We start from the raw sequence: 23,006 nt of genomic DNA on the forward strand, positions 1-23,006 counted from the left end.
ACATTTATTAAACTTGTGGCTCATCAGAGTACTTTCGCTTCTCTTTTACAGTCTTGATGGTACCTTTCTTTTTCAGTTCTTTTGCTTTTAAAACAACCCAAAGATTAGTAGCAATAAAGACAGATGAGTATACACCAGAAATTAATCCGACAAACATCGCAATTGAGAAATTGCGGATCGATTCGCTTCCGAAGAATACGAGAGCGATAATCGTTACCATGACAGTAAGAACGGTGTTAAAAGATCGTGTTAATGTTTGGCGTAAGCTTACATTTACAACCTCGGCTATATCCTCAAAGGTTTTAAGACGTTTTTTCTTTATCAAGTTCTCGCGCATACGGTCAAAGGTAACAATTGTATCATTGATTGAGTACCCGACAATGGTTAACACAGCAGCGATGAAGGTTAAGTCTACTTCCAGTCTAGTAATACTGAAAAACACAATCATAAAGAATGCATCATGCAGCAAGGAAACAATCGCAGCAATGGCCATCGCCATTTCAAATCGAATCGTTACATAAATAATGATCCCAATGGAGGCGATGATTAAAGCTATCACAGCATTTTTAGCTATTTCCTTCCCAACTGTCGGTGAAACGGTACTAACATTTGGCTCTGCACCAAATTCCTTATTAAATTCTTCTTTTAACGATGCAATTTCGTCTTTCGATAACACACCTTTAAGTCTAGCCGAAGCAATTTCTTTATTCTCACCAGAAATAAGGATGTCATCTGTTTTAATATTCATGTCTTCAAGGGCATCCTCAACCTGTTGGGTTGTCAAAGGCTTTTCTGAAAGTACTTCTATCCGTGTACCACTTGAAAAATCTATAGATAGATTCAAGCGGAATACTAGAAGAATAATCAACCCTATTCCTAATAGAGCACCTGAGATCATGAAGAACAGTTTTCTAACCTTTACAAAATCAAATCTGTCCCATCTAGTTGGCAAATCTAATGTGTCATAGTTCTCGGCAATATCCTTTATATCTGATTGCTTGACACCAAACCAGCCTGGCTTTTTATTAAGGAATCCACTGTTTACCCACATACCTAAGAAGATACGAGAACCAAATACAGCGGTAACAAAACTCATTAAAATACTGACAATTAATGTTGTTGCAAACCCTTTAACGGAGCTTGTCCCATAAAAGAACAGCACGGCAGCCGTTAGGATCGTGGTTAAGTTAGCGTCAATAATCGAAGAAAATGAACTTTTGCTTCCTGCTTGGAAAGCAGATTTTATTGATTTACCTACCTTAATTTCTTCCCTGATTCGTTCGTAGGTGATGATATTGGCGTCAACTGCCATACCAACCCCTAGTATAAGTGCAGCGATCCCTGGTAGGGTTAGTACTGCATTCATCCAGTCAAACACTAATAAAACAAGATAGATGTAGATTGACAATGTCACTGTAGCAATGAATCCTGGGAAACGATAGTAAACTAACATAAATAAATAGACAAGTGCAATACCAATTATACCTGCAAGGACTGTTTCATTTAATGCCTGCTCACCAAATTTAGCTCCGACGGAAGTGGAGTAAACTTCGGTTAGCTTTACAGGAAGTGCACCAGCATTTAATAGTGATGCAAGCTCTTGTGCTTCCTCTGCTGTGAAGCTGCCTACGATTGAAACTGTATTTTGATTGAAAATTTCTCTTACGGTTGGAGCGGATAAGAATTTAGGATCTTCTTTTGTGATTTCTGTTTTGAATGAATCTTTTCCTTCTTCAAAATCAAGCCATATGACTAGATAATTCTTCGGTGTCATTTTTACGATTTCTTCGGTAACTTTTTTGAATGTATCAGCACTCTTTAATTTCAATGAAACACTCGGTGCCCCGTTCTCATCAAAAGTCTGGCTCGCACCATTCTCAGCTAAATCTGCCCCGTCCATCATCACGCGGTCATTGGCGTCACGGAAAGTAAGATTCGCTTGAGTAGATAGAATTTCCCGCGCTTCATTTTGATCGGTTACTCCAGCAAGCTGAACACGAATCCGATTTTCACCTTCAATTTGGATATTTGGCTCACTTACACCAAGAACATTTATCCGCTTATCAAGTGCTTCTGCAGTACTAGCCATAATTTCTTTGTTAATTTCCTGACCTTTTTTGGCAGGTTCTACCTCATACAAGACTTCAAATCCACCTTGCAGGTCCAAACCAAGTTTAATGTCTTTTAATATACCTGTGGAGGTAACCCCCATTGTGCTTCCTATTAGTATAACAACTAGCAGGAAAGCGATAATTCTACTGCGCTTAACCATTATGTAATGTTCCTCCTTAGGGCCTAAATCCATAGCACTGCCAGTCACAGCCTTATGTAAAAATAATAAAAAATCAATTGCTTTCATTATGAAATAGTTTATAATTACTGTCAATTTATTCTAGAGAAGTCCATTAAAAAGTTAGGTTGTGTTTTATTTTAATAATTCCTTCATTTCATTTTCATCTTCTAGATTAAAATCATGGTTTTTATACGTTTCAATAGTCGTAAAGCTAATGTAATCACTTACCTTAACCGAAAGGATATCATCAATAATTTCATAAATTCTTATTTCCTCGTTAACCTTCTTCCATTTCTTTCTTGTTAGAAAATCCCAAAGTCCACTTTTTGAAACTTCTTTGTAACCCAGCAGGCGAAATTCCTCCAGCTTGCTTATTAATGCTGGTTCAACCTGAGTCCGAAAATGATTGTAAGCGTGGTTTTTCTCCAATGATGTTGCCCCCTCTGGACATTTAAGTCTAATCTCTGTCTTTAAAATAAAAAACACCTTGTCATGCTTTGTCCACCCTTATGCATATAGATTAATTGTATATGAATTCTTCTTTTTTGAGAAGGTGGGAAGTAGTATGTCGAAGTTTTTAAAAGGGACCTTTATCCTATTAATAGCAGGATTAATTACGAGAGTACTTGGATTTATTAACAGAATTGTCATAGCTCGAAGTATTGGTGAAGAAGGGGTCGGCCTCTATATGATGGCTTTTCCCACCTTTATCCTTGTTGTGACCTTAACACAAATGGGACTGCCTGTCGCCATTTCAAAAAATATTGCTGAAGCGGAAGCTAGAGGAGATCATAAAGAAATTAAAAAAATTCTCGTGGTTTCTCTGGCCATAACCATCTCGCTTTCGCTTATCTTTACTCCAGCTCTCATATTGTTAGCACCTATTCTGTCTACCACTCTCTTTACGGACACAAGAACGTTTTATCCTTTAATCGCGATTGCACCCGTTGTACCTGTTATCGCCATCTCCTCTGTTTTAAGAGGTTATTTCCAGGGCAGGCAAAACATGCGCCCTTCCGCTATTTCGCAGATTTTAGAGCAGCTTGTGAGAATTACACTAATTGCCGTTATGACTAGAGCCTTTCTGCCCTACGGAATTGAATATGCTGCCGCCGCGGCAATGGTAGCTGCAATCATTGGTGAAGTGGCATCATTGATCTATTTATTAACTGCCTTTAAATTAAAAAAACGATTTAAGCTAAGAAAGAATTTTTTCCAATTCGTCCATTCTGGAAAGAAAACCTTCAAAGAGTTAATGGAAATTGCCTTGCCTACCATGGGAAGCAGAATGATCGGGTCTGTCGCATGGTTTTTCGAACCCATAGTTGTCGTTAATAGTTTAGCGATTGCAGGGGTTGCCACCATCGCTGCTACAAAACAATACGGTTCTTTAACTGGTTTTGCCATGCCATTATTAATGCTGCCATCGTTTATAACTTATGCATTGGCAACATCTCTTGTCCCAGCCATTAGTGAAGCCAATTCACAAAATAATCATCAATTAATTGAACATCGGCTGCAGCAAGCATTACGATTTGCCTTTTTAAGCGGCGGTTTGTCCGTTATTGTCCTATATGTGCTGGCAGACCCATTGATGGAGCTCATGTACGGATCAACAAAAGGCTCTTACTTTATTCGCATAATGGCACCATTCTTTTTATTTTATTATTATCAGGGTCCGCTTCAGGCAGTATTACAAGCACTGAACCTGGCTAGAGCAGCCATGATCAATAGTTTAATTGGGGCTGTTATCAAAACAGCTGTCATCTTCTTACTTGCTTCACAGCCTGCCTTCGGAATAACAGGAGTGGCATTGGGCATTATTGTGGGTTTCGTGTTAGTAACAATACTTCATTTTGCCACTGTCTTAAAGAAAATTTCTTTTAGCTTTCACATTCGAGATTACCTAAAAGGAGCCATCATTATGGGCATCTCAGCTTGGATTGGCTATTGGTTATTTAATCACATTCTTCTTGGTGAGCATTTAGCGATAAGAGTATTGTCAGCGGCTTTTGGAATGAGCTTCATCTACATTTTCCTATTAATACTCGCTGGCCTCATTAAAAAAGAGGAACTCAGAAGAATACCGATCATACGGAATTTAATTCCGATTTGATAGAGAATGGAAAAGACACGCAGATAGCGTGTCTTCTTACTCCTCGTCCATAATATCCACAAAGAACTTGCCATTTTCAAAACTGCAAAAGGATATTTTTCTAACATCTCGATATCCCATTTTCTTTAATTCTTGACGAAGCCATAGATTGGTTTTGTTAATGCGGGTTAAATTTTCTTCTTCAATACTGCCATCAATAATTAATGGGATGGTAATATCCCCTTCCTGGGGCTGTCCGTCACTATTATTCATTTTCTCAATGACAGATAAACTTCCAGATGACTCCAGAATCGCAAACTCAACGTCTGCAATGCTTCTAATATCCTTTTCCCTTAATTGGGTCAGTAAATCATCAAAATTATAGCGTTGTTTTCTCATTGCCTCTTCATCGATTTTTCCCCTATTGATAATAATAGTTGGTTTCCCATCTACAAGATCTCGAAATCGTTTACTTTTTAATGAGAGGGTTGCCATTACCAGCTGAATAATCATTAATAAAACCATCGGGATAATCGTATGCAATATATTTCTATTAGGATTATCAATGGCAACTACAGCCATCTCACCAATCATGATAAAAACGACAAGGTCCAGGATGCTTAGCTCTCCTATCTCTCTTCTACCCATTAAGCGAAATATGACGAGGATGAGTACGTAAAAAAACAGTGTCCTAAATATAATCGTTAAGTGTTGGTCCACTACTGTCGCCCCTTTGTTCGCATTCTACATTATTGTTCGCTTTTTTGACTTAATCATTTAAGGAATAATCTCCCAAAACACACTAAACTGTAAAAATTCTTATTCTACTTTTATAAAAGGTGAATATGCTTGTACTAGGTAAGAATCTGTTTATCTTAGGGTTTCAGTTCTAAGATAAGGCATCCGAAGGGGGAGAGTAAAATAGAATCGAAAAGCTTTGGTACAGCTATTTTGTATGGGTTAATTTTTATTTTCTTATTTGTGCTTGTCAGCAGCCTCATTTTTTCATTAATTCTTAGATTTACATCAGTTCGGGAAATCTCACTTCAATACATTGTAACCGCAGTTTCCTTTATAGCACTATTCGGAGGAGGATTTCTCTCTGGCGGAAAGCGAAAGCAAAAAGGCTGGCTAATCGGAGGGTTAACAGGCTTAACTTACAGCATTATTGTCTTTTTGTTCCAATATTTAGGATTTGATCGCCTGTTTGATGTTGAACAGGTTATCTACCATGTTTGCTATACATTAATTGCGATGATGGGTGGAATCCTTGGGGTAAATATAGCCACAAACAACTCGAGAACAGCATAGAAAAAGGAAGCCAAGTCATTTTGGCTTCCTTTTTTCCTATCTTACTTTTCTAAAGAAACATCTGCTGTTGCTGTAGTTTTTGCTGATTCCGTTACTTCACGAATCGCATTTCGGTCATATGTTAGACGGCTGCCGTCTCCACATTTAATCACGACTTTGCTTTCATCGATTGAATCGACAAAACCATGTAAACCGCCAATCGTGACAATCTTATCACCTTTTTTTAATTCGTTTTGCATTTGAGCAACTGCTTTAGTACGTTTTTGCTGTGGACGAATTAGTAGGAAATAAAATAATACAAACATTAATATTAATGGAATGATTGAACCTAGTCCTTGCATGTTGTTTCCCTCCTTTCACTCTAGCATCTATTAGAAATTTTTCGCGTTCGGTTTATTAAAACCATAACGTTCAAAAAACTCTTCTCGGAAATCACCAAGCCGGTCCTCTCGGATAGCTTGCCTGACCTTCTCCATCAATCTTAACAGAAAATATAGATTATGATAAGATGTTAATCGTATTCCGAATGTTTCGTCACATTTTATTAAGTGACGAATGTAGGCGCGGCTGTAATTTCGGCATGTGTAGCAATCACAATCTGGATCAAGCGGACCAAAGTCTTTTGCAAATTTTGCATTTTTTACAACCAGTCGTCCGGTACTTGTCATCAATGTTCCATTCCTGGCAATCCGTGTTGGCAAGACACAATCAAACATATCAATTCCACGAATAGCCCCATCAATCAAGGAATCCGGTGAACCAACCCCCATTAGGTATCGAGGTTTGTCCGCAGGTAAAAGCGGTGTAGTGAATTCAAGTACACGATTCATAATATCCTTTGGCTCACCAACAGACAAACCGCCTACTGCATATCCTGGAAAATCAAGAGAAACAAGGTCTTTCGCACTTTGTTTACGTAGCTCCTCATACTCTCCCCCTTGGACAATTCCAAAAAGACCTTGATCATTTGGCCGTTGATGGGCATTCAAACAGCGCTCTGCCCAACGAGAAGTTCTCTCGACTGATTTTTGCATATATTCATATGTAGCTGGGAATGGCGGACATTCATCAAATGCCATCATAATATCGGAACCAAGATCATTTTGAATTTCCATTGCCTTTTCAGGTGATAAAAATAACTTTTCACCGCTCATATGATTACGGAAATGAACGCCTTCTTCTTCAATTTTTCGAAATTCACTCAAACTAAAAACCTGAAAGCCGCCAGAATCAGTTAAAATAGCCCGGTCCCAGTTCATAAATTTATGAAGACCGCCAGCTTCCTTAATAATTTCATTTCCGGGACGAAGCCATAAGTGATAGGTATTACTTAAAATAATACCCGCACCCATTTCCTTTAGATCCTCTGGAGACATCGTTTTTACGGTAGCAAGAGTTCCTACCGGCATAAATGCAGGCGTGTCAAAAGAACCATGCGGCGTATGCACTCTTCCTAAACGGGCACCCGTTTGCTTACATGTTTTGATAAATTCATATCGAATCGCAGTCAAATATATTTCTCCTTCCTTAACGTTAGATGATGAGCATTGCGTCGCCAAAGCTGAAAAAGCGATAGCGTTCATTTACAGCAGTAGTATAGGCATGCAATATATTTTCTCTCCCCGCTAACGCACTAACAAGCATGATCAACGTTGATTTTGGCAAGTGGAAATTCGTAATCATCCCATCAATAGCCTTAAATTGGTACCCAGGATAGATGAAAATATTTGTCCATCCGCTGCTCTCAATGAACGTACCATTGTTGTCGGAAGCGATGGTCTCAAGTGTCCGGGTTGATGTGGTACCGACCGTAATAATTCTGCCGCCATTTTCACGCACTTCATTGAGCAAACGTGCTGTTCCTTCGGTAATCATATAAAACTCTGAGTGCATATCATGCTCTAAAACATCATCAACACTGACAGGTCTGAACGTTCCAAGTCCAACATGAAGCGTAATAAAAGCAACATGAACACCTTTTTCTCTCACTTCATTCAGCAGCTCTTCTGTAAAATGGAGCCCCGCAGTTGGAGCAGCGGCAGAACCAGGCTCACGGGCAAACACCGTTTGATACCGGTCTCTGTCATCAAGCTGTTCTTTAATATACGGCGGTAACGGCATTTCTCCTAATTGATTCAGGATCTCGTAAAAGATACCTTCGTAATGAAACTCCAATACCCGCCCGCCATGCTCAGAGGTTCCTGTGCAAACCGCGGTAAGTAATCCATCACCAAAATCAATTTCTGTACCTTCTTTAATACGCTTTGCTGGCTTCACAAGTGTTTCCCACTGATCGCCTTCAAGCTGCTTCAGCAGTAATACTTCAATTTTGGCCCCAGTATCCTTTTTCACACCAAAAAGGCGTGCAGGAAGTACCTTTGTATCGTTTAAGACAAGGCAATCCCCTTCACGCAAGTATTCACTAATATTTTTAAAAATTTCATGCTTTAATTCGCCTGTTTGCTTATTCACTACCATTAACCTGCTATCCGTCCGGTTTTGAAGCGGAACTTGTGCAATCAGCTCTTCAGGCAAATGAAAATCAAATAAATCTACCTTCATAAAATACATCCCTACTTATCAAAAATTACTGTTTTGGCGGCTCCATGCCGAAATGGCGATAGACTAAATCTGTTACCATTCTTCCTCTTGGTGTTCTTTGTAAAAAGCCAATTTGCAGTAAATACGGTTCATAAACATCTTCAATCGTTTCAGATTCTTCTCCTATAGATGCTGCGATCGTATCAAGACCCACAGGTCCTCCCCTGAATCTTTCAATAATTCCTTTAAGGAGCTTATGGTCAATATGGTCAAGGCCGAGTTTGTCTACCTGCAAAAGCTCTAAAGACTTCCTAGCCAAGTCGATATCTATTTCACCATTTCCTTTTACCTGTGCAAAGTCTCTTACCCTGCGAAGTAAACGGTTGGCTATCCTAGGGGTTCCCCTTGCTCTTCTGGCTATCTCGGCAGCAGACTGTTCGTCAATTGCAGTTTCAAATAAATCTGCTGTTCGTAAGACAATATTTTTTAATTGGTCTTCCTTATAATACTCGAGTCTGCTCAAAACTCCAAATCGATCGCGAAGCGGTGCGGATAAAGAGCCTGCCCTCGTTGTAGCACCTACAAGCGTAAAAGGCGGAAGGTCCAGTCGAACTGAACGTGCACTTGGTCCTTTTCCAATGACAATATCCAGACAAAAGTCCTCCATAGCCGGATATAGCACCTCTTCAATCTGTCTTGGCAGCCGGTGTATTTCATCAATAAACAATACATCACCTGGTTCAAGTGCAGTAAGAATCGCGGCTAAATCGCCAGGTCTTTCAATAGCAGGACCTGAGGTTGTCCGGATATTAACACCCATTTCATTAGCAATAATGACTGCAAGTGTCGTCTTTCCTAATCCAGGTGGCCCGTATAGCAGAACATGGTCCAATGTTTCCTTGCGGAGTCTTGCAGCCTCAATGAAAATCTCAAGACTTTTTTTCACTTGATCTTGACCAATGTATTGCTTTAACGTTTGCGGTCTTAGGCTTTGCTCTAAGGAGATTTCGCTCTGGTCTGCTTCACTAGAAATAATTCTCTCATCCATGAATAATCACCTTATTTTAAAAGCCGCTGCAGGGCTTTTTTAATATATTGGTCGGTTGACAGCTGTTCTTTTCTTAACTCTGGTGAGATCCTTTTCACTTCTTTGTCAGAATAGCCCAGTGCCTTCAAGGCAAGGACTGCCTCTTCAAAAGCAGTATTGGTTGATTGTTGTGCTGCGAATTTATCAGCATTAAATAAATTCGGAAAATAATCCGGAACGATATCCTGTAATTTTCCTTTTAAATCAAGGATCATTTGTCTTGCTGTTTTCTTGCCGACCCCTGGGAACTTCATCAGGAAGCTCTCATCTTCATTTTCAATTGCTGAAACGACTTGCTGTACTTCACCGGAAGCCAAGATGGCCAGCGCACCTTTTGGGCCAATCCCAGAAACATTCAACAATTTCGTAAACAGCTTTTTTTCTTCTCTAGATTCGAAACCATATAACGCCATTAAATCCTCACGGACGTAGTGATATGTATAGACAGTAACATTAGTATTCATTTTACCAGAATAAATAAACGGATTCGGCGTTGATATTTGGTAGCCTATCCCATTATTCTCAATCACAATATACTCAGGACCAACAAACTCAACGGTTCCTTTAATAAAATCGTACAATCGCTTTCTCTCCCTCAGCGTTTCATGTATTCTCCATTCTATCACATAAATTTAAAGGAATAGAAAAAGAAGTCTATGAAGGAAAGAATAAAAATATTCTGTAATTTATCACTCTACGAGTTGATTCTTTACCGCAAAAAGGGCCGCTTGAGTTCGATCTGCCAATTCAAGTTTGGATAAAAGATTTGAAACGTGAGTTTTCACGGTTGTCTCCGTTATAAACAGCGAGGCAGCAATTTCCTTATTACTTTTTCCTCTTGCGATTTCTTTGAGAACATCCAATTCTCTTTTCGTTAACTCAGAAATTAACTTGTTATCATCTTTCTTGTCTTTATTTGATAAATTGGCCAGTAGATGAGAAGTAGCTTTTGGATGAAGCTGATTTTCACCATCGATGATTTTTTTAATACAGAGTATCAACTCATCAGGTTCGATATCTTTCAACTGGTAGCCAGACGCACCTGCTTCTAACGCTGGGATGACATGATCCTGGTCAGAAAAACTCGTCAGCATCATAATCTTTATTTCCGGCATTTCAGTTTTAATGATCTTCGTTGCTTGTATTCCATCCATCACCGGCATAACCAGATCCATGAGAATTAGGTCAGGATTTAATTTTCGGGCTAGTTCAACCGCTTCTTTACCATTGCCCGCTTCACCAATAATTTCAATATCTCGTTGAGTTTTTAGAAAAAATGCCAACCCTCGTCTTACCACATGATGGTCATCTGCGATTAATATACGAATCCCCATTGTTACTCCCCCTAGATTGGAATCTGTATTTGAATCTCTGTTCCGCTTCCCGGTTCGCTGCTTAAAAGGAATGTCCCTTTTAAAGACTCTGTTCGTGTTTTCATATTGTTCAATCCAAACGATGGCAGTTCGAGTTTCTCATCATAATAGAAACCACAGCCTTGATCTTGAATTTTCATTGTTACAGAATCACTGCTTCTAATTAAAACTAAGGAAACATGTGTTGCCTGTGAATGCTTTTTACAATTACCAAGCGCTTCCTGTCCAATTCTCCACAGAGCTTCTTCTATTTTTTCAGGAAAGCTTGAGATTCCCGTTAGCTTGGCATCAATGGTTAACCCGAGCATCTCAGCATAGCTTCTTAAGGCACTAATAATTCCATTTTCAAGTCCCTGCGGCTTTAACTGCCAAATGAGCGCTCTCATTTCACCTAGTGCTTCCTGTGAGAGATCTTGAATATAGGCAAAAGTTTGTTTAACCTCTTCGTTTTCAGTCATTTCTCGGCCTGCTCTCGCTGTCAAACTTAAAGAGAAAAGTAACTGATTAACAGAATCATGCAAATCCCGTGCGAGTCGATTTCGCTCGGATATGAGAGCAGTTTCCTGCTCTCTTTGCGTTAATTTGATTCTTTTAAGTGCTGTTCCAATTTGAAAGGCAACAGCTTCAAGGAGTGCTAATTCATCATTTTGAAAATGTGTTTTATATGGAGACCCGACATTTAATAATCCAAATCGCTCATTCCCCGCTCTTAACGGGACAGTTGCATGATGGGTCAGACCGCCAGTGTCACCTGCATTTTCGAGGATTACATTCTCAATTCGCTGACATTCTATGATATTAACCGCTTTGTTTAATCTACCGTTGTTGTATCGACTGACACACCAGCAATCACCCTTACACATTCTTAGGTGATCTTGTTGTACCAATGGTTCAGGTAAAGCCTCTTTGGCGGCCAGTTGATGCTGCCCTTTTTCATCTATTAGAAAAATCCAGCCTGTTTGCAGTCCGGTTAGGTGCAAAAGTTTTCGTAATACCCCTGCTAATACTGTCTTGGAATCTACGCCCTCGTTCAAAAGTTCAGCAATTTCCTTTAAAATCCCGATTTCTTCATTTCTGGACATGCCCTCTCCTCCGCACAATATCTCTGTATCTATTGATTAAATCATAGTCGTATCACAAGCTTCGTGGCAAGCAGGAAACAGGGAAGAAAGCTGATAAATTAATAGTCAGCTTTCTCCTTAATCTGTAAAAATTCAATTACCTCTTTGTCAGGGCCTTCATAAAAAACAGTTTTCCAGCCATTTTTCAGCTTGTAAGGACCTTCTGAAACAAAAATCCCATCATCTATAAAGGCCTTCATTATTTCTTGAACGCTGTCGACTTCAAAACATATGTGAATACCTTGGGAGACGTTTTGTTGTTCTCCTGAAATCAGTTCTAGCCTGAAATTATTATTTGCTAAAAAGACAATATCCTCTTTATTGAATTGGAGTCTACCTTCTTCCTGAAGACAGAGATACTTTTGATAGAAAGCAATTGATGTCTCCAAGTCTTTTACTTCAATTGCGAAATGGTGAAAATGCATGGCCAACCCCCATTATAATATTAAATTCATATCCCCAAACTCATGCCATAGATACTGCTTTTCAATTGCTTCTTCATAAGCACTCCATAATAGCTCCTGGGATACGAATGCTGTAAGCATATCAAGATGACTTGCTTTTGGTTCATGGAAACCTGTTATAATTCCATCGACCATTTTCAGTGGGAAATTTTGATTAATATAAAGATTGGTCACACCATTTAACTTGCCAGTGACTCCTGCTGACTCTAGTGCTCGAACCACCGTTGTACCCACCGCAATTACCCTTCCACCTGCAGCTTTTGTGTTGTCGATTTTTTCAATCGTTTTTTCAGACAGATGATATTCTTCGTAATTATCAGCTGGTGATGGTTCATACTCGTCATCAAATAGATAACTAAGCCCAGTATGAAGCTGAATAAAGTCGAGCCCAATCCCCTTCCGCTGAAGGTTGAAGAAAAGCTCCCAGCTAAAGGCTCTTCCGGCAGACGGCATTTCAACGGACCCGGGCTGGCTTGCAAATACTGTTTGATAATAATCCAGCCCCCATTTGTTATGGATATATTCGTAGCGAACAGGTTCCCCGAGCGAATAAATACTATTAAAAAGGTCTGTTCCTTTTTTCGAGAAAAGGATTGTCTTTAATGGTGATCCTTTTCTTATTTCGATAACAACTGCGGTCAGTTCTGGAGAAAAATGCAGGATATCACCTAATCCAACGTCGTCTGTCACGATTAACACATCCCACGTCTCTTCATTGATGCGTCTGGCAAGCCGGATTTCAATATCTGCTTGGATTCGTTTTGCATTTCTAAACAATCCGGCCTTAAGGATTGCTGGTACTGTTCTACTATTGTTCATAACAACTAGGTCACCTGGCTTTAGATAATCAGCAAGTCTGAAAAATCGGTCATGCCTGACATTTCCAGTTTTCTTATCTAAAACCATCATCTTCACATGATCTCTCCTTATTCCACGTCTTTCAGGGGGATGAGAAGCATTTAACTCGGAAGGTAAATAAAAATCAAATGCTGTTGCTGTCATCATAATCCCTCCCCTGAAAACTCTTGAGCCTCAAATCGCTGTCCTGTGGTTCCCACTGACTTATCTGAAGCTAAATACAAGAACACATTGACGACATCCTCAGGCTTTGCTAATGGATAATCACAGTCAGGAACCGCTAATTGGTGCATATCTGTATCCATTTCCCCTGGGTCGACCATGTTTACCCGGACGTTCGTTTCACTAAGTTCATCCGCCCAGGTTTCAGTAAGACCTTCAACAGCAAATTTAGAAATCCCGTATGCACCCCAGCCAGCATATCCAACATTGCCTGCTTCAGAGGTAACATTAATGATGGAGCCTTGATTGCGCTGCAGCATTCCTGGAATAACTCTTCTTGTTACGAGGAATGGCGAAATGGAATTGACCCGCAAGACTTCCGCAAAATCTTCTTCAGGATAGTCAAGCAAGAGCGGCATTGGACTTGGACCGAGAATTGAAGCATTGTTTATGAGAATGTCAATTTGACCAAATGCCTCCTCTGCCATCGCCACAAATCTTTCCACATCTCTTGATAGTGAAATATCTGCTGTAACAGCGAGCACCTCAGCACCCAGTGCCTCTGCTTCATTTTTCACTTCAATTAATTTTTTAGATGATCGAGCACATATCGCAAGTCGTGCACCTTCTTTTGCAAATGCTAATGTTAATGCTCTACCCAGCCCTTTTGATGCACCTGTAATCATAATCACTTTATTTTTCATTATGAATCGCTCCTTTAAGTGTTTAACTTGATGTCTTTAGCTTAAAGGATTTTGGTAATTCCTCCCTCAGAAAAAAGCTTGAACTTTATCTACAACTTTAGGATGAGATGCCAAGAAACTTAATAAAAAAGTCTTTTTTTGCTTGCTGTTCAGTCACTCCAGGTTGGCGGAGTGACCCAACTCCTATTATTACTGCCTGTTCGGTCACTCCAAGTAGGCTGGAGTGACTCGAACCCTTTTTAAAACCACTGGTCGGTCACTCCAAGTAGACTGGAGTGACCCAAACTCTTTTTAAAACCACTGGTCGGTCACTCCAAGTAGACTGGAGTGACCCAAACTCTTTTTAAAATCACTGATCGGTCACTCCAGGTAGGCTGGAGTAACCCAAACCCTTTTTTAAAACCACTGGTCGGTCACTCCAGGTAGGCTGGAGTGACTCAAACCCTTTTTTAAATCACTGGTCGGTCACTCCAAGCAGGCTGGAGTGACCCAAACCCTTTTTTAAATCACTGGTCGATCACTGACCACCATCTTGTGACCACTTCTATGAAATATAGGTTGACTAAATTGATTCAGTAATTTCCTATACAAAAAAAACAGACTGAATGATCAGTCTGTTTTACTTTTTATTCTTGCTTCGAGTATGGTTTAAAGGTTTCTAGAACTTCTACATATCGGTCTTTTGTTTTTATCGGAATGCCATGAATGAGCTCTTCTTGTTTTCTGCTTTCAAGCTTTTTTATATCTATCTGAAAAAAAGATTGGATGATTCGTGATCGGTCAGGACGGCCATTAAATATGGTTAACACTCCATCGTCGGTAATGCCGAAATAACCATTCGCTTTAAGTAATGGTGAAATGTCATCCATTTGTTTTCTAAAAACCATGGTTGTTGCATCCATTTCAACTAACTGCCATTGGTCATACTTTGCCCAAAAGTTTTCAATGGACCAGTAAGAATCAAGGACAACTTCCTCACTAATTTCTCCATCAAGATAGATTCTTTCTAATATAATCGTCAACTGCTGAGGTTCCGTCTTTTGCTGATCTTGATGGTTTTCCACTTTTTCGGCAGAGCCAGTTAACATCATTCCTGGCAGCTTTCCGATGGACATGAAGAGAACAACCGCAACAAAGGCTAAACCAAGCCGATACTGTGTTACCCAATTGAACCTCATGCATAATCACCTCTTAATAGTAGAGATTTAATTGAATTTCACTACTAGTTTAGCCTTATTTTCCCTTTTTATCCTTTTTAGAAAAAATCATAAGAAGCAAAGCCAATATCCGGCTTTGCCTCTTTTAAATATATCAATTATGTTTACGGCTATTAGGTTCTAATCGCTGGGAATCATTGTTTCTGTTGGCATCACGGCCAAGTGCTCCGTCATCAATTATTACTTGAACTGACTTCCCATTAACCATGGGCTTAACGGCATCTTGGATGGCTCTTTTTGTTTCTTCAGCTCGTTTATTATTGTTTAATTTAACGGAAACCATAACAGAATTACCGTATAGAACGGAGCGGATTTCACGAACATTTTCAATGTCCGCTACCTTACTTTTAATTTTTTCTGTTATACGGTCCTGATTTTCAGGTTTCGTTGTCGTTTTTGTGTTTCCAAGTCTTTGATTCGTTTGACCATGATAATTCGCATCACTGGTACTAAATTGATTGTCTCTTTGAAAGAAATTATGGTCATGGTTTGCGAGCGGTTTTGTCGGGTTCGGAGGATTTCCGTTTTCATCTCTATCCCGAAACTGCTTTCTGCGCTCTTCGTTATTTGCTTGGTTTTCAATCCCAAGATTATGGTCCATTAATTCAGTAAACGGACCATCATTATCCCCAGGCATTCCATTGGAGCCATTTTTATGATTTTCATCCGAATAGTATCCCAATGGCTGCCCCATATTTTTGTTATCTTTGTCCATAGCAGCACGGTCATCATTTGCGCAACCTGACAGCCCAACAGCTAGCAAGGCGGACAGAGGAATCATCATCCACTGTTTCAAATTATACAAACGAAAAACCCCCTCTACAATACATGAGCATAAAGAATATGCTCACGTTTAGGTTGTGAGTTTAAGGGGGTTTTCATTCTGCCATAATCGACCATAAAAGTTATTTTGTCAGCATTTTTAAAGTATCAATGAATTTTTTACGTGAGTAGTACTGACCAACACTTAAATTCATTATTTGATTATACTTATGCTGGTCTCGGTATGTTCCTTCACGAATGAGCCGGTTCCATTCACGGAAAATATCTGCAGGATAGGCTAATGCATACAGAAATGCCTTCTCGTTCAGTAAGTCTTGATATTGTGAAAAATGAGCAAGTCGTTCAAATGACCAATCAAGGCTAGGTAGAATTCGATTGGCATATTGTAAATAATCCAGTGAAGCTGGGCCAATACTAATTAAATCAAAATCAATGAGATGTAATATACCTTTTGAATCACGTAAGAAATTATGATGAGCAACATCTCCATGAAGTATACAATAAGGTTCGTTGACAAACAGGCTGCGGTTTTGTTCCATTCCACTGAGTGACCAATTTGCCCAATCCACCATTTCAGTTAATATGTTTTTATTAACAAAGTATTTCAAGGTGGATAAATTTGAGGAAAAGGTCGCTCCCCTATCTTTCCATTTTTCAATAATAACCCCTTTTGGAATTAGCGTTCGATATCGTGATTCAAAGGACGACGTTACTAAATGGAATTGTTCTAGAAGTTCAAGTCCCTCCTGCCGGTTTTTTTCAGATTGAAAGGAAAATGGCGTTTTATTCGGTGGAATGTATTCCATACACCCAAAGTAAGTCCCCTCGAAAAATAAAGGATCTTTCATTTGAGGATGGACAAAAAGATAGGTTTTTGCAAAACCTTCTTTTCTAAGGGTTGAGGTAAAAGCCTCTTGCAGCCGAAGACGTTTATTCGTATGAAAACCTTTAAGCATATAGGTATTTTTTTCTGTTTTTATTAGGATAACACTTTTTCTATAGGGCACCATTTCAACAATAGGTTCTTTAAACTGGGAACGTAAATAAGAGAGGAGACGAATGAAATAATCATCGTCTCCTTTTTGTTTAAAAGTCATACTCATTGCTTTCATCATCGTATCGCATCATTCCGTCCATTGGACCCATTCCATAAGGGTTCATATACGGAGGCTGCGCTGCATTTGCTGGTCCTGTATATGGTGCGCTATAGATAGGAGGTGTTGGCGGTACAAATGGCTGCTGCGGCATTAACTGTGGTTTTGGTCCACCACAGCCACAATCTCCACCTGCTCCAACAGGTAATCCCCCTTGAGCAGGATATTGCTGCTGCATCGCTGGCATTTGACCGCCGGCAAAAGGCATTCCCATATCTGGTGATTCAAAATCTTGAGCTCCCATTACATGAGGTGCTGGACCCATTTGCGGGTATCCGTATGGCATTTGACCATATGGTGCACCCATTCCTTGTTGTCCGAAATCTGGTCCCATTGGTCCTCCCATTCCTGGTTGCCCAAAACCTGGTCCCATTGGTCCTCCCATTCCTGGCTGGCCGAAACCTGGTCCCATTGGTCCTCCCATTCCTGGCTGGCCGAAACCTGGTCCCATTGGTCCTCCCATTCCTGGTTGGCCGAAGCCTGGTCCCATTGGTCCTCCCATTCCTGGCTGGCCGAAGCCTGGTCCCATTGGTCCTCCCATTCCTGGCTGGCCGAAGCCTGGTCCCATTGGTCCTCCCATTCCTGGCTGGCCGAAGCCTGGTCCCATTGGTCCTCCCATTCCTGGCTGGCCGAAGCCCTGATCCATTGGTCCTCCCATTCCTGGCTGGCCGAAGCCTGGTCCCATTGGTCCTCCCATTCCTGGCTGGCCGAAGCCCTGATCCATTGGTCCTCCCATTCCTGGTTGCCCAAAGTCTTGACCCATTGGCGCCCCCATTCCTTGCATACCCTGTGTTTGAGGATCAAACCATCCTTGGCTTGCTGCAGCTGGTGAACCTGTTGGAACGTCAGAACTTTCATCAAATGAAGTCATTTGATCATCTGCTTGGAATTGATCGAACCCTCCCATCGGCATTTGGTCCATTCCTGGCATTTGACCACCCATTGGCATTTGGCCCATCATTCCTGGCATTTGACCGCCCATCGGCATTTGGCCCATCATTCCTGGCATTTGACCACCCATCGGCATTTGGCCCATCATTCCTGGCATTTGGCCGCCCATTGGCATTTGACCGCCCATTGGGTTTGTCATCGGTAATTGCGGCATAAAGGATGAAGACTCATCCTCATACCCATGTGGCATATATTCTGCACCGGCAACACCTGGCATTGGTCCAGGCTGATTAGGCAGCATATTGGGCATATGGTGCATTGCCATTCCTTGAACCTGAGGATATGGCATAAATCCTACAGGCGGACAAGGTGGCGGCGGGCACCATTTCGGTGGCGGCGGACAATATCCGGATCCTGGCAATACTGGTGACATTGGTGTACAAAAATCTTGTGGCATTTGCTGCTGTACAGGGAGCTGGTTTGACATTGGTGCTTCTTGTACAGGCATAACTGGCATTTCTTTTGCCGGCTCTTTTATATCAGGAAGTATGTTTGCTGGTTTTGGAGGCAGAACAGGCTGTTTAACCTCCATATTGGTCATATTGTTCAAATAGTAGTTGTTAATATCGATTTCTGGGATGATTTGCAGGGGCATTTTTGGAGTATAGGGTGTTTTTGGTGCTTCCATAATTGGTGTTTTAACTGGCGCTTCCTTAATAGGTACTTCTTTAATTGGAATTTCTTTTACAGGTTTTTCTTTAGCTGGTGCTGCTTTAATTGGCATTTCCTTTTTTGGAGTCTCTTTGATTGGCGCAGCTTTAAGCGGCATTTCTTTTTTTGGAGCCTCTTTGATTGGCGCTGCTTTAATAGGTGCTTCCTTTATTGGAAACTCCTTCTTTGGAGCTGTTTTAATCGGCATTTCTTTTGGCTTCTCTTTGGTAAACGGTTGCTCAGCAATCGGCTGTTCTTTCTTCACGCCTAAGTTGATTGTGGCCCCCGGCTTTGTTCCCATAGGCGCTTCTTTTTTTATATTTCCACCTGAAGTTGGGACTTTTATTTTCATACCGGGCATAATCATATCAGGGTTGCTGAGCTGTGAATTCATCTTTTTCAGCTCTTCAAAATTCACGCCGTACTTCTTGGCGATTTTCCAAAGAGTATCCCCTTTCTGTACGATATGGATCTTCACTCTGATTTCCCTCCTATGCATAAGTCCATATATTCTATGTGATGATAGGCAAAGTGCTAACATTCTTCAGAAAAACTTATGCTTTTTTTCGGTAAAATATGAATCAACCCCTCGAAAATAAAAAATAGATGCAATTTGAGAAAATTGCATCTACCTTATGATTATGCGTTTTGTAACATACGTTCAAGCGCTAATTTCGCATTTTCCGCTATTTCAGGACTAACCTTAATAATATTATTTGTATCTTCCAGTGTATCTAAGCTCCACACTAAATGCGGAAGATCAATTCGATTCATTGTCAAACAAGGGCACATTGCCGGATTTAGAGACATAATTTTTTTATCAGGGTGATTTTTTATTAGTCGATTGACGAGATTCATCTCGGTCCCAATTGCCCACTCAGAACCTGGCTCAGCCTTTTCAATCGCATTAATAATATAACTCGTTGAACCAGCCATGTCCGATAGTTCTACAACTTCGCGGCGGCACTCAGGATGCACAATGACTTTCATATTAGGATATTGGCTCCTTGTATCATGGATATTCTGAACCGTAAAATTCTCATGAACAGAACAGTGGCCTTTCCAAAGGATGACCTTTATTTTTGAAGGATCACCTTCGTATTCAAGTGCATGAGTGATTGGATTCCATACGGCCATTTCATCTAAACCAATACCTAAATCAGCAGCCGTATTTCGGCCCAAATGCTGATCAGGTAAAAATAAAATCCGTTCTTTTTGGGTGAACGCCCACTTTACCATTGTCTCTGCATTAGAAGAGGTTACGCTCGCACCGCCATAAGCACCAACAAATGATTTAATCGCTGCTGTAGAATTAACATAAGTTAATGGAAGAATTGTGTCACCAAAGATTCCCTGCAGGATTTCCCATGCTTTTTCAGTCTGATCAAGGTCTGCCATGTCTGCCATGGAGCAGCCCGCCCGCATGTCTGGGAGAATAACCTTTTGGTTCTCATCGGTTAGAATATCTGCCGTTTCCGCCATAAAATGGACACCGCAGAAAACAATAAATTCTGCGTCTTTATTTTCAGCTGACAATTGAGCAAGCTTTAAAGAATCACCTGTTGCATCAGCAAACTGGACTACTTCATCTTTTTGATAATGATGTCCTGGAATAAAAAGTTTTGAACCTAATTTATTTTTCACTTCAATGACTCTAGCTTCTAACTCTTCCCTCGACATTTGTTTGTATTTTTCAGGAATCATCTTATTTTTTTGCATCGTCGCTAAAAAACTCATCTTTATTCCTCCCCTTTGCTCCATAAGACTTTGACGCTAATATCAAGCGCTTTATAAGAATGTGTTAAGAAACCGAGTGAAACATAGTTAACACCTGTATCTCGATAACCAGCTAAATTGGACATTTGAATACCGCCTGAAGCTTCGGTAATGAATCCTTCTGGTACTAATTTAATTAGTTCTTTAATCTCTTCCGGTGTCCGGTTATCAAACATAATGACATCAGCACCAGCGCTTACAGCTTCGTTAACCTGTGCTTCTGTTTCAACTTCGACTTCCACCTTCACCATATGACCGGCCTTTGCCCGAACACTTTCTACTGCATGTGAAATGGATCCAGCAAAAGAAATATGATTATCTTTGATCATAATTCCATCGTATAATCCGAAACGATGGTTAAAGCCTCCACCGGTGGTAACAGCAAACTTTTCAAGCATTCTTAAGCCGGGTGTCGTTTTACGGGTGTCACAAATTTTTGTATGACCGCTATCTAGCGTATCAACTGCTTTTCTAGTAAGGGTCGCAATCCCACTCATTCTTTGGATTAAGTTAAGAACCACTCTTTCCCCTTTTAGCAGATCAGATATTTTCCCAGAGGCTGTTGCCAGCTTCTGCCCATATTCAATGGCTTGACCATCCTTCACCAAAACCTGCGTTTCAATATCCTGATTTAAAAGCTTAAAACCCGTTTTTATAATCTCTTCTCCGCAGAAAATTCCATTATCCTTTGAGAGAAAAACGATTTCCCCTTTTGTATCATGCGGAAAAATTAAATCAGATGTAATATCCTGTTCCCCAATATCTTCTATAAAAAATTGCTCAAGTTGCGAGCGCAGTTTCAATGTGTTCATGGTCTCTCTCCATTTCCTGGCTATTTTTATGAATAATGGTTTTATTTAACCAATGTAGATTATCTTCCGCTGGGTAATCACTTCGATAATGACCGCCGCGGCTTTCTGTTCGCTTCAAAGCAGATTCAGTAATTAAAGTCGCGGTAATCAGCATGAAAATCTTCGTCATCTCTTCAAAAGAATAGGCGTCAAGATTATCGATTTGGTGGATATTAATACGATTTAACCAAGCTTTTTGTTTTTGAAGATTAACAGCATTCCGGACAATTCCAACCCGCTCCATCATACAATCCCTTATTTGTTGTATGTCTGGTAAGATTACTTTTTCTTGTGAAATATAAGGAGCATTTAGCACTTTCCCCTGGATCTTTTTAAATGCTGACTCATTTAACCATTTGGAAAGCTCTTCTCCCATATATAAACCTTCTAATAAAGAATTACTTGCCAGTCGGTTAGCACCGTGCAAACCTGTGCAGGCAGCTTCGCCAATCGCATATAGTCCATAAATTGAAGTTCGTCCGACTAAATCTGTTTTAACTCCACCCATTAAAAAATGACTTCCGGGGGCTACTGGAATTCTTCCCGCTGATAACTGAAGTCCATTTTCCTCGCAAATGGAGGTAATCGAAGGAAAACGATCCTTAAAGTTTTCTATATTACTAATATCTAAATATACATTGATACCATTTTTAAGATATTCATAGATTTTCTGTGAAACAACATGCCTTGGCGCAAGATCCTTGAGGGGATGTACCCCTTCCATGATTGGCGTGCCGTCATCGGTAACAAGGATGGCACCTTCTCCGCGAACCGCTTCCGAAATCAACCCTTTTGTTTCACCATTTAGGTATAGAAGTGTTGGATGGAATTGAATAAACTCCATGTCAACAATCTCAGCTCCTGCTCGATAAGCCATTGCGATTCCATCGCCGTTGACTGTTGCGGCATTTGAAGTATAGGTGAACAATTGTCCACAACCGCCAGTTGCTAGAATGGTATTATTGCTGTAGTAGTACTTAATTGTTCCATCCTGTTCCTTTGCTTTTACACCAATACAGCGTTTCTTGGAATCCAGCAATAATTCATAAACAAATACGTTTTCATCAATGGTGACATTTTCTTTCAGCGTGCTGATAAGAAACTCAACCACGTTTTTACCTGTCGCGTCACCGCCGCCATGAACAATTCGCTTTTCGCTGTGTGCTCCTTCCATTCCTAAAAGCAATTCACCGTTTTGATTTTTATCAAAAACAGATCCTTGTTCAGAAATGAACTTAATTAGCTTAGGTGCAGCATGAATGATTTGCTCGACTGCTTCTTGATTATTATGATAACTTCCTGCTTCAAGCGTATCTGCAATATGTTTAGCAGGATGATCATGCTCGCCAATAGCTGCAGCAATACCGCCTTGGGCAAGATAAGAGTTGGCTGTTCTAACTTTTCCCTTTGTGAGTATCCTCACATTTAAATCCTTATTTAAAAGCGAGGCTAACTGCAGTGCAGCAATCCCACTTCCTAAAATTAACACATCATTATTTGTCATCATATTGCCTCCTGGATTAACAGGTGTCTTGACATCTATATTTACATAGATTTAAACTAAATACAAGAATTTTTTTAGAGTCAGCTACAATGTTCAAAAATACTAATATT

Annotated in this window: 21 protein-coding genes and 1 pseudogene; 2 read left to right on the forward strand and 20 right to left on the reverse strand. The window is 40.3% G+C overall.

All coding sequences use genetic code 11. The annotated features are described in order from the left end of the window. Window positions 1-7: 7 nt before the first annotated feature. Together secDF and ACY3XC_RS03520 are read right to left on the reverse strand one after the other, a co-directional pair. The gene (gene secDF / locus ACY3XC_RS03515) at window positions 8-2,272 is read right to left on the reverse strand and encodes a protein translocase subunit SecDF (RefSeq protein ID WP_464867276.1); all 2,265 of its coding nucleotides are present in this window, start codon (window positions 2,270-2,272) and stop codon (window positions 8-10) included. 153 nt (window positions 2,273-2,425) lie between these two features. After that, a complete protein-coding gene (locus ACY3XC_RS03520; protein ID WP_464867277.1) occupies window positions 2,426-2,722 on the reverse strand; it encodes a post-transcriptional regulator in 297 nt (98 codons plus the stop codon). Window positions 2,723-2,858: 136 nt separating this feature from the next. Between ACY3XC_RS03520 and spoVB the strand changes: the two genes are divergently transcribed. Next, the gene (gene spoVB, locus ACY3XC_RS03525) at window positions 2,859-4,409 is read left to right on the forward strand and encodes a stage V sporulation protein B (RefSeq protein WP_464867278.1); all 1,551 of its coding nucleotides are present in this window, start codon (window positions 2,859-2,861) and stop codon (window positions 4,407-4,409) included. Window positions 4,410-4,445: 36 nt separating this feature from the next. Here spoVB and ACY3XC_RS03530 read toward each other — a convergent pair whose 3' ends face one another. Further along, on the reverse strand, window positions 4,446-5,108 hold the full coding sequence (locus tag ACY3XC_RS03530) for a DUF421 domain-containing protein (RefSeq protein ID WP_464867279.1): 663 nt from the start codon (window positions 5,106-5,108) through the stop codon (window positions 4,446-4,448). Between the two features lie 231 nt (window positions 5,109-5,339). On the opposite strand from ACY3XC_RS03530, the gene ACY3XC_RS03535 reads away from it, so the two are divergent. Further along, entirely contained in the window at window positions 5,340-5,699 is a 360-nt protein-coding gene (locus ACY3XC_RS03535) for a TIGR04086 family membrane protein (protein ID WP_464867280.1), read from the forward strand. Between the two features lie 41 nt (window positions 5,700-5,740). Here the strand turns inward: ACY3XC_RS03535 and yajC are convergent, their stop codons facing one another. The 17 genes and pseudogenes from yajC to nadB all read right to left on the reverse strand — a co-directional run bounded on the left by yajC (window position 5,741) and on the right by nadB (window position 22,899). Further along, window positions 5,741-6,040: a preprotein translocase subunit YajC gene (yajC, locus tag ACY3XC_RS03540; protein WP_179157245.1), complete on the reverse strand. Its 300-nt coding sequence runs from the start codon at window positions 6,038-6,040 to the stop codon at window positions 5,741-5,743. Between the two features lie 30 nt (window positions 6,041-6,070). Next, entirely contained in the window at window positions 6,071-7,210 is a 1,140-nt protein-coding gene (gene tgt / locus ACY3XC_RS03545; RefSeq protein WP_464867281.1) for a tRNA guanosine(34) transglycosylase Tgt, read from the reverse strand. A gap of 22 nt (window positions 7,211-7,232) precedes the next feature. Then, window positions 7,233-8,261, reverse strand: coding sequence for a tRNA preQ1(34) S-adenosylmethionine ribosyltransferase-isomerase QueA (gene queA / locus ACY3XC_RS03550; protein ID WP_464867282.1), 1,029 nt, complete (start codon window positions 8,259-8,261; stop codon window positions 7,233-7,235). Between the two features lie 25 nt (window positions 8,262-8,286). After that, window positions 8,287-9,288: a Holliday junction branch migration DNA helicase RuvB gene (ruvB, locus tag ACY3XC_RS03555; RefSeq protein ID WP_179157248.1), complete on the reverse strand. Its 1,002-nt coding sequence runs from the start codon at window positions 9,286-9,288 to the stop codon at window positions 8,287-8,289. A gap of 11 nt (window positions 9,289-9,299) precedes the next feature. Beyond that, window positions 9,300-9,908: a Holliday junction branch migration protein RuvA gene (gene ruvA, locus ACY3XC_RS03560; protein WP_464867283.1), complete on the reverse strand. Its 609-nt coding sequence runs from the start codon at window positions 9,906-9,908 to the stop codon at window positions 9,300-9,302. A gap of 108 nt (window positions 9,909-10,016) precedes the next feature. Next, the gene (locus tag ACY3XC_RS03565; RefSeq protein WP_464867284.1) at window positions 10,017-10,661 is read right to left on the reverse strand and encodes a response regulator; all 645 of its coding nucleotides are present in this window, start codon (window positions 10,659-10,661) and stop codon (window positions 10,017-10,019) included. Between the two features lie 11 nt (window positions 10,662-10,672). Continuing rightward, a complete protein-coding gene (locus ACY3XC_RS03570; RefSeq protein ID WP_464867285.1) occupies window positions 10,673-11,782 on the reverse strand; it encodes a GAF domain-containing sensor histidine kinase in 1,110 nt (369 codons plus the stop codon). A 98-nt stretch (window positions 11,783-11,880) separates the two neighbouring features. Then, on the reverse strand, window positions 11,881-12,246 hold the full coding sequence (locus tag ACY3XC_RS03575) for a VOC family protein (RefSeq protein WP_464867286.1): 366 nt from the start codon (window positions 12,244-12,246) through the stop codon (window positions 11,881-11,883). Between the two features lie 12 nt (window positions 12,247-12,258). Then, entirely contained in the window at window positions 12,259-13,290 is a 1,032-nt protein-coding gene (locus tag ACY3XC_RS03580) for an S-adenosylmethionine:tRNA ribosyltransferase-isomerase (protein ID WP_464867287.1), read from the reverse strand. Further along, window positions 13,287-14,009, reverse strand: a complete 723-nt coding sequence (locus ACY3XC_RS03585; protein ID WP_464867288.1) for an SDR family NAD(P)-dependent oxidoreductase — start codon at window positions 14,007-14,009, stop codon at window positions 13,287-13,289. The genes ACY3XC_RS03580 and ACY3XC_RS03585 overlap by 4 nt, the downstream gene beginning before the upstream one ends. A gap of 626 nt (window positions 14,010-14,635) precedes the next feature. After that, window positions 14,636-15,187 carry a BofC C-terminal domain-containing protein gene (locus tag ACY3XC_RS03590; protein ID WP_464867289.1) on the reverse strand — a complete coding sequence of 184 codons (552 nt, stop codon included), beginning with the start codon at window positions 15,185-15,187 and terminating at the stop codon, window positions 14,636-14,638. 133 nt (window positions 15,188-15,320) lie between these two features. Next, complete coding sequence (locus ACY3XC_RS03595; protein ID WP_464867290.1) at window positions 15,321-16,031, reverse strand: YhcN/YlaJ family sporulation lipoprotein; 711 nt, start codon at window positions 16,029-16,031, stop codon at window positions 15,321-15,323. A gap of 100 nt (window positions 16,032-16,131) precedes the next feature. Further along, a complete protein-coding gene (locus ACY3XC_RS03600) occupies window positions 16,132-17,124 on the reverse strand; it encodes a phosphotransferase (protein WP_464867291.1) in 993 nt (330 codons plus the stop codon). A 1,984-nt stretch (window positions 17,125-19,108) separates the two neighbouring features. Continuing rightward, window positions 19,109-19,306, reverse strand: a pseudogene (safA, locus tag ACY3XC_RS03605) (SafA/ExsA family spore coat assembly protein); the annotation flags it as partial. A gap of 98 nt (window positions 19,307-19,404) precedes the next feature. Next, on the reverse strand, window positions 19,405-20,502 hold the full coding sequence (nadA, locus tag ACY3XC_RS03610) for a quinolinate synthase NadA (protein WP_464867292.1): 1,098 nt from the start codon (window positions 20,500-20,502) through the stop codon (window positions 19,405-19,407). A 2-nt stretch (window positions 20,503-20,504) separates the two neighbouring features. Then, window positions 20,505-21,353 (reverse strand): carboxylating nicotinate-nucleotide diphosphorylase, encoded by an 849-nt coding sequence (nadC, locus tag ACY3XC_RS03615; protein ID WP_464867293.1) that lies wholly within the window; start codon window positions 21,351-21,353, stop codon window positions 20,505-20,507. Next, on the reverse strand, window positions 21,322-22,899 hold the full coding sequence (gene nadB, locus ACY3XC_RS03620; protein ID WP_464867294.1) for an L-aspartate oxidase: 1,578 nt from the start codon (window positions 22,897-22,899) through the stop codon (window positions 21,322-21,324). Before nadB ends, nadC begins: the two co-directional genes overlap by 32 nt. Window positions 22,900-23,006 lie beyond the last annotated feature (107 nt).

This window comes from Bacillus sp. CZDM1, assembly GCF_055502545.1.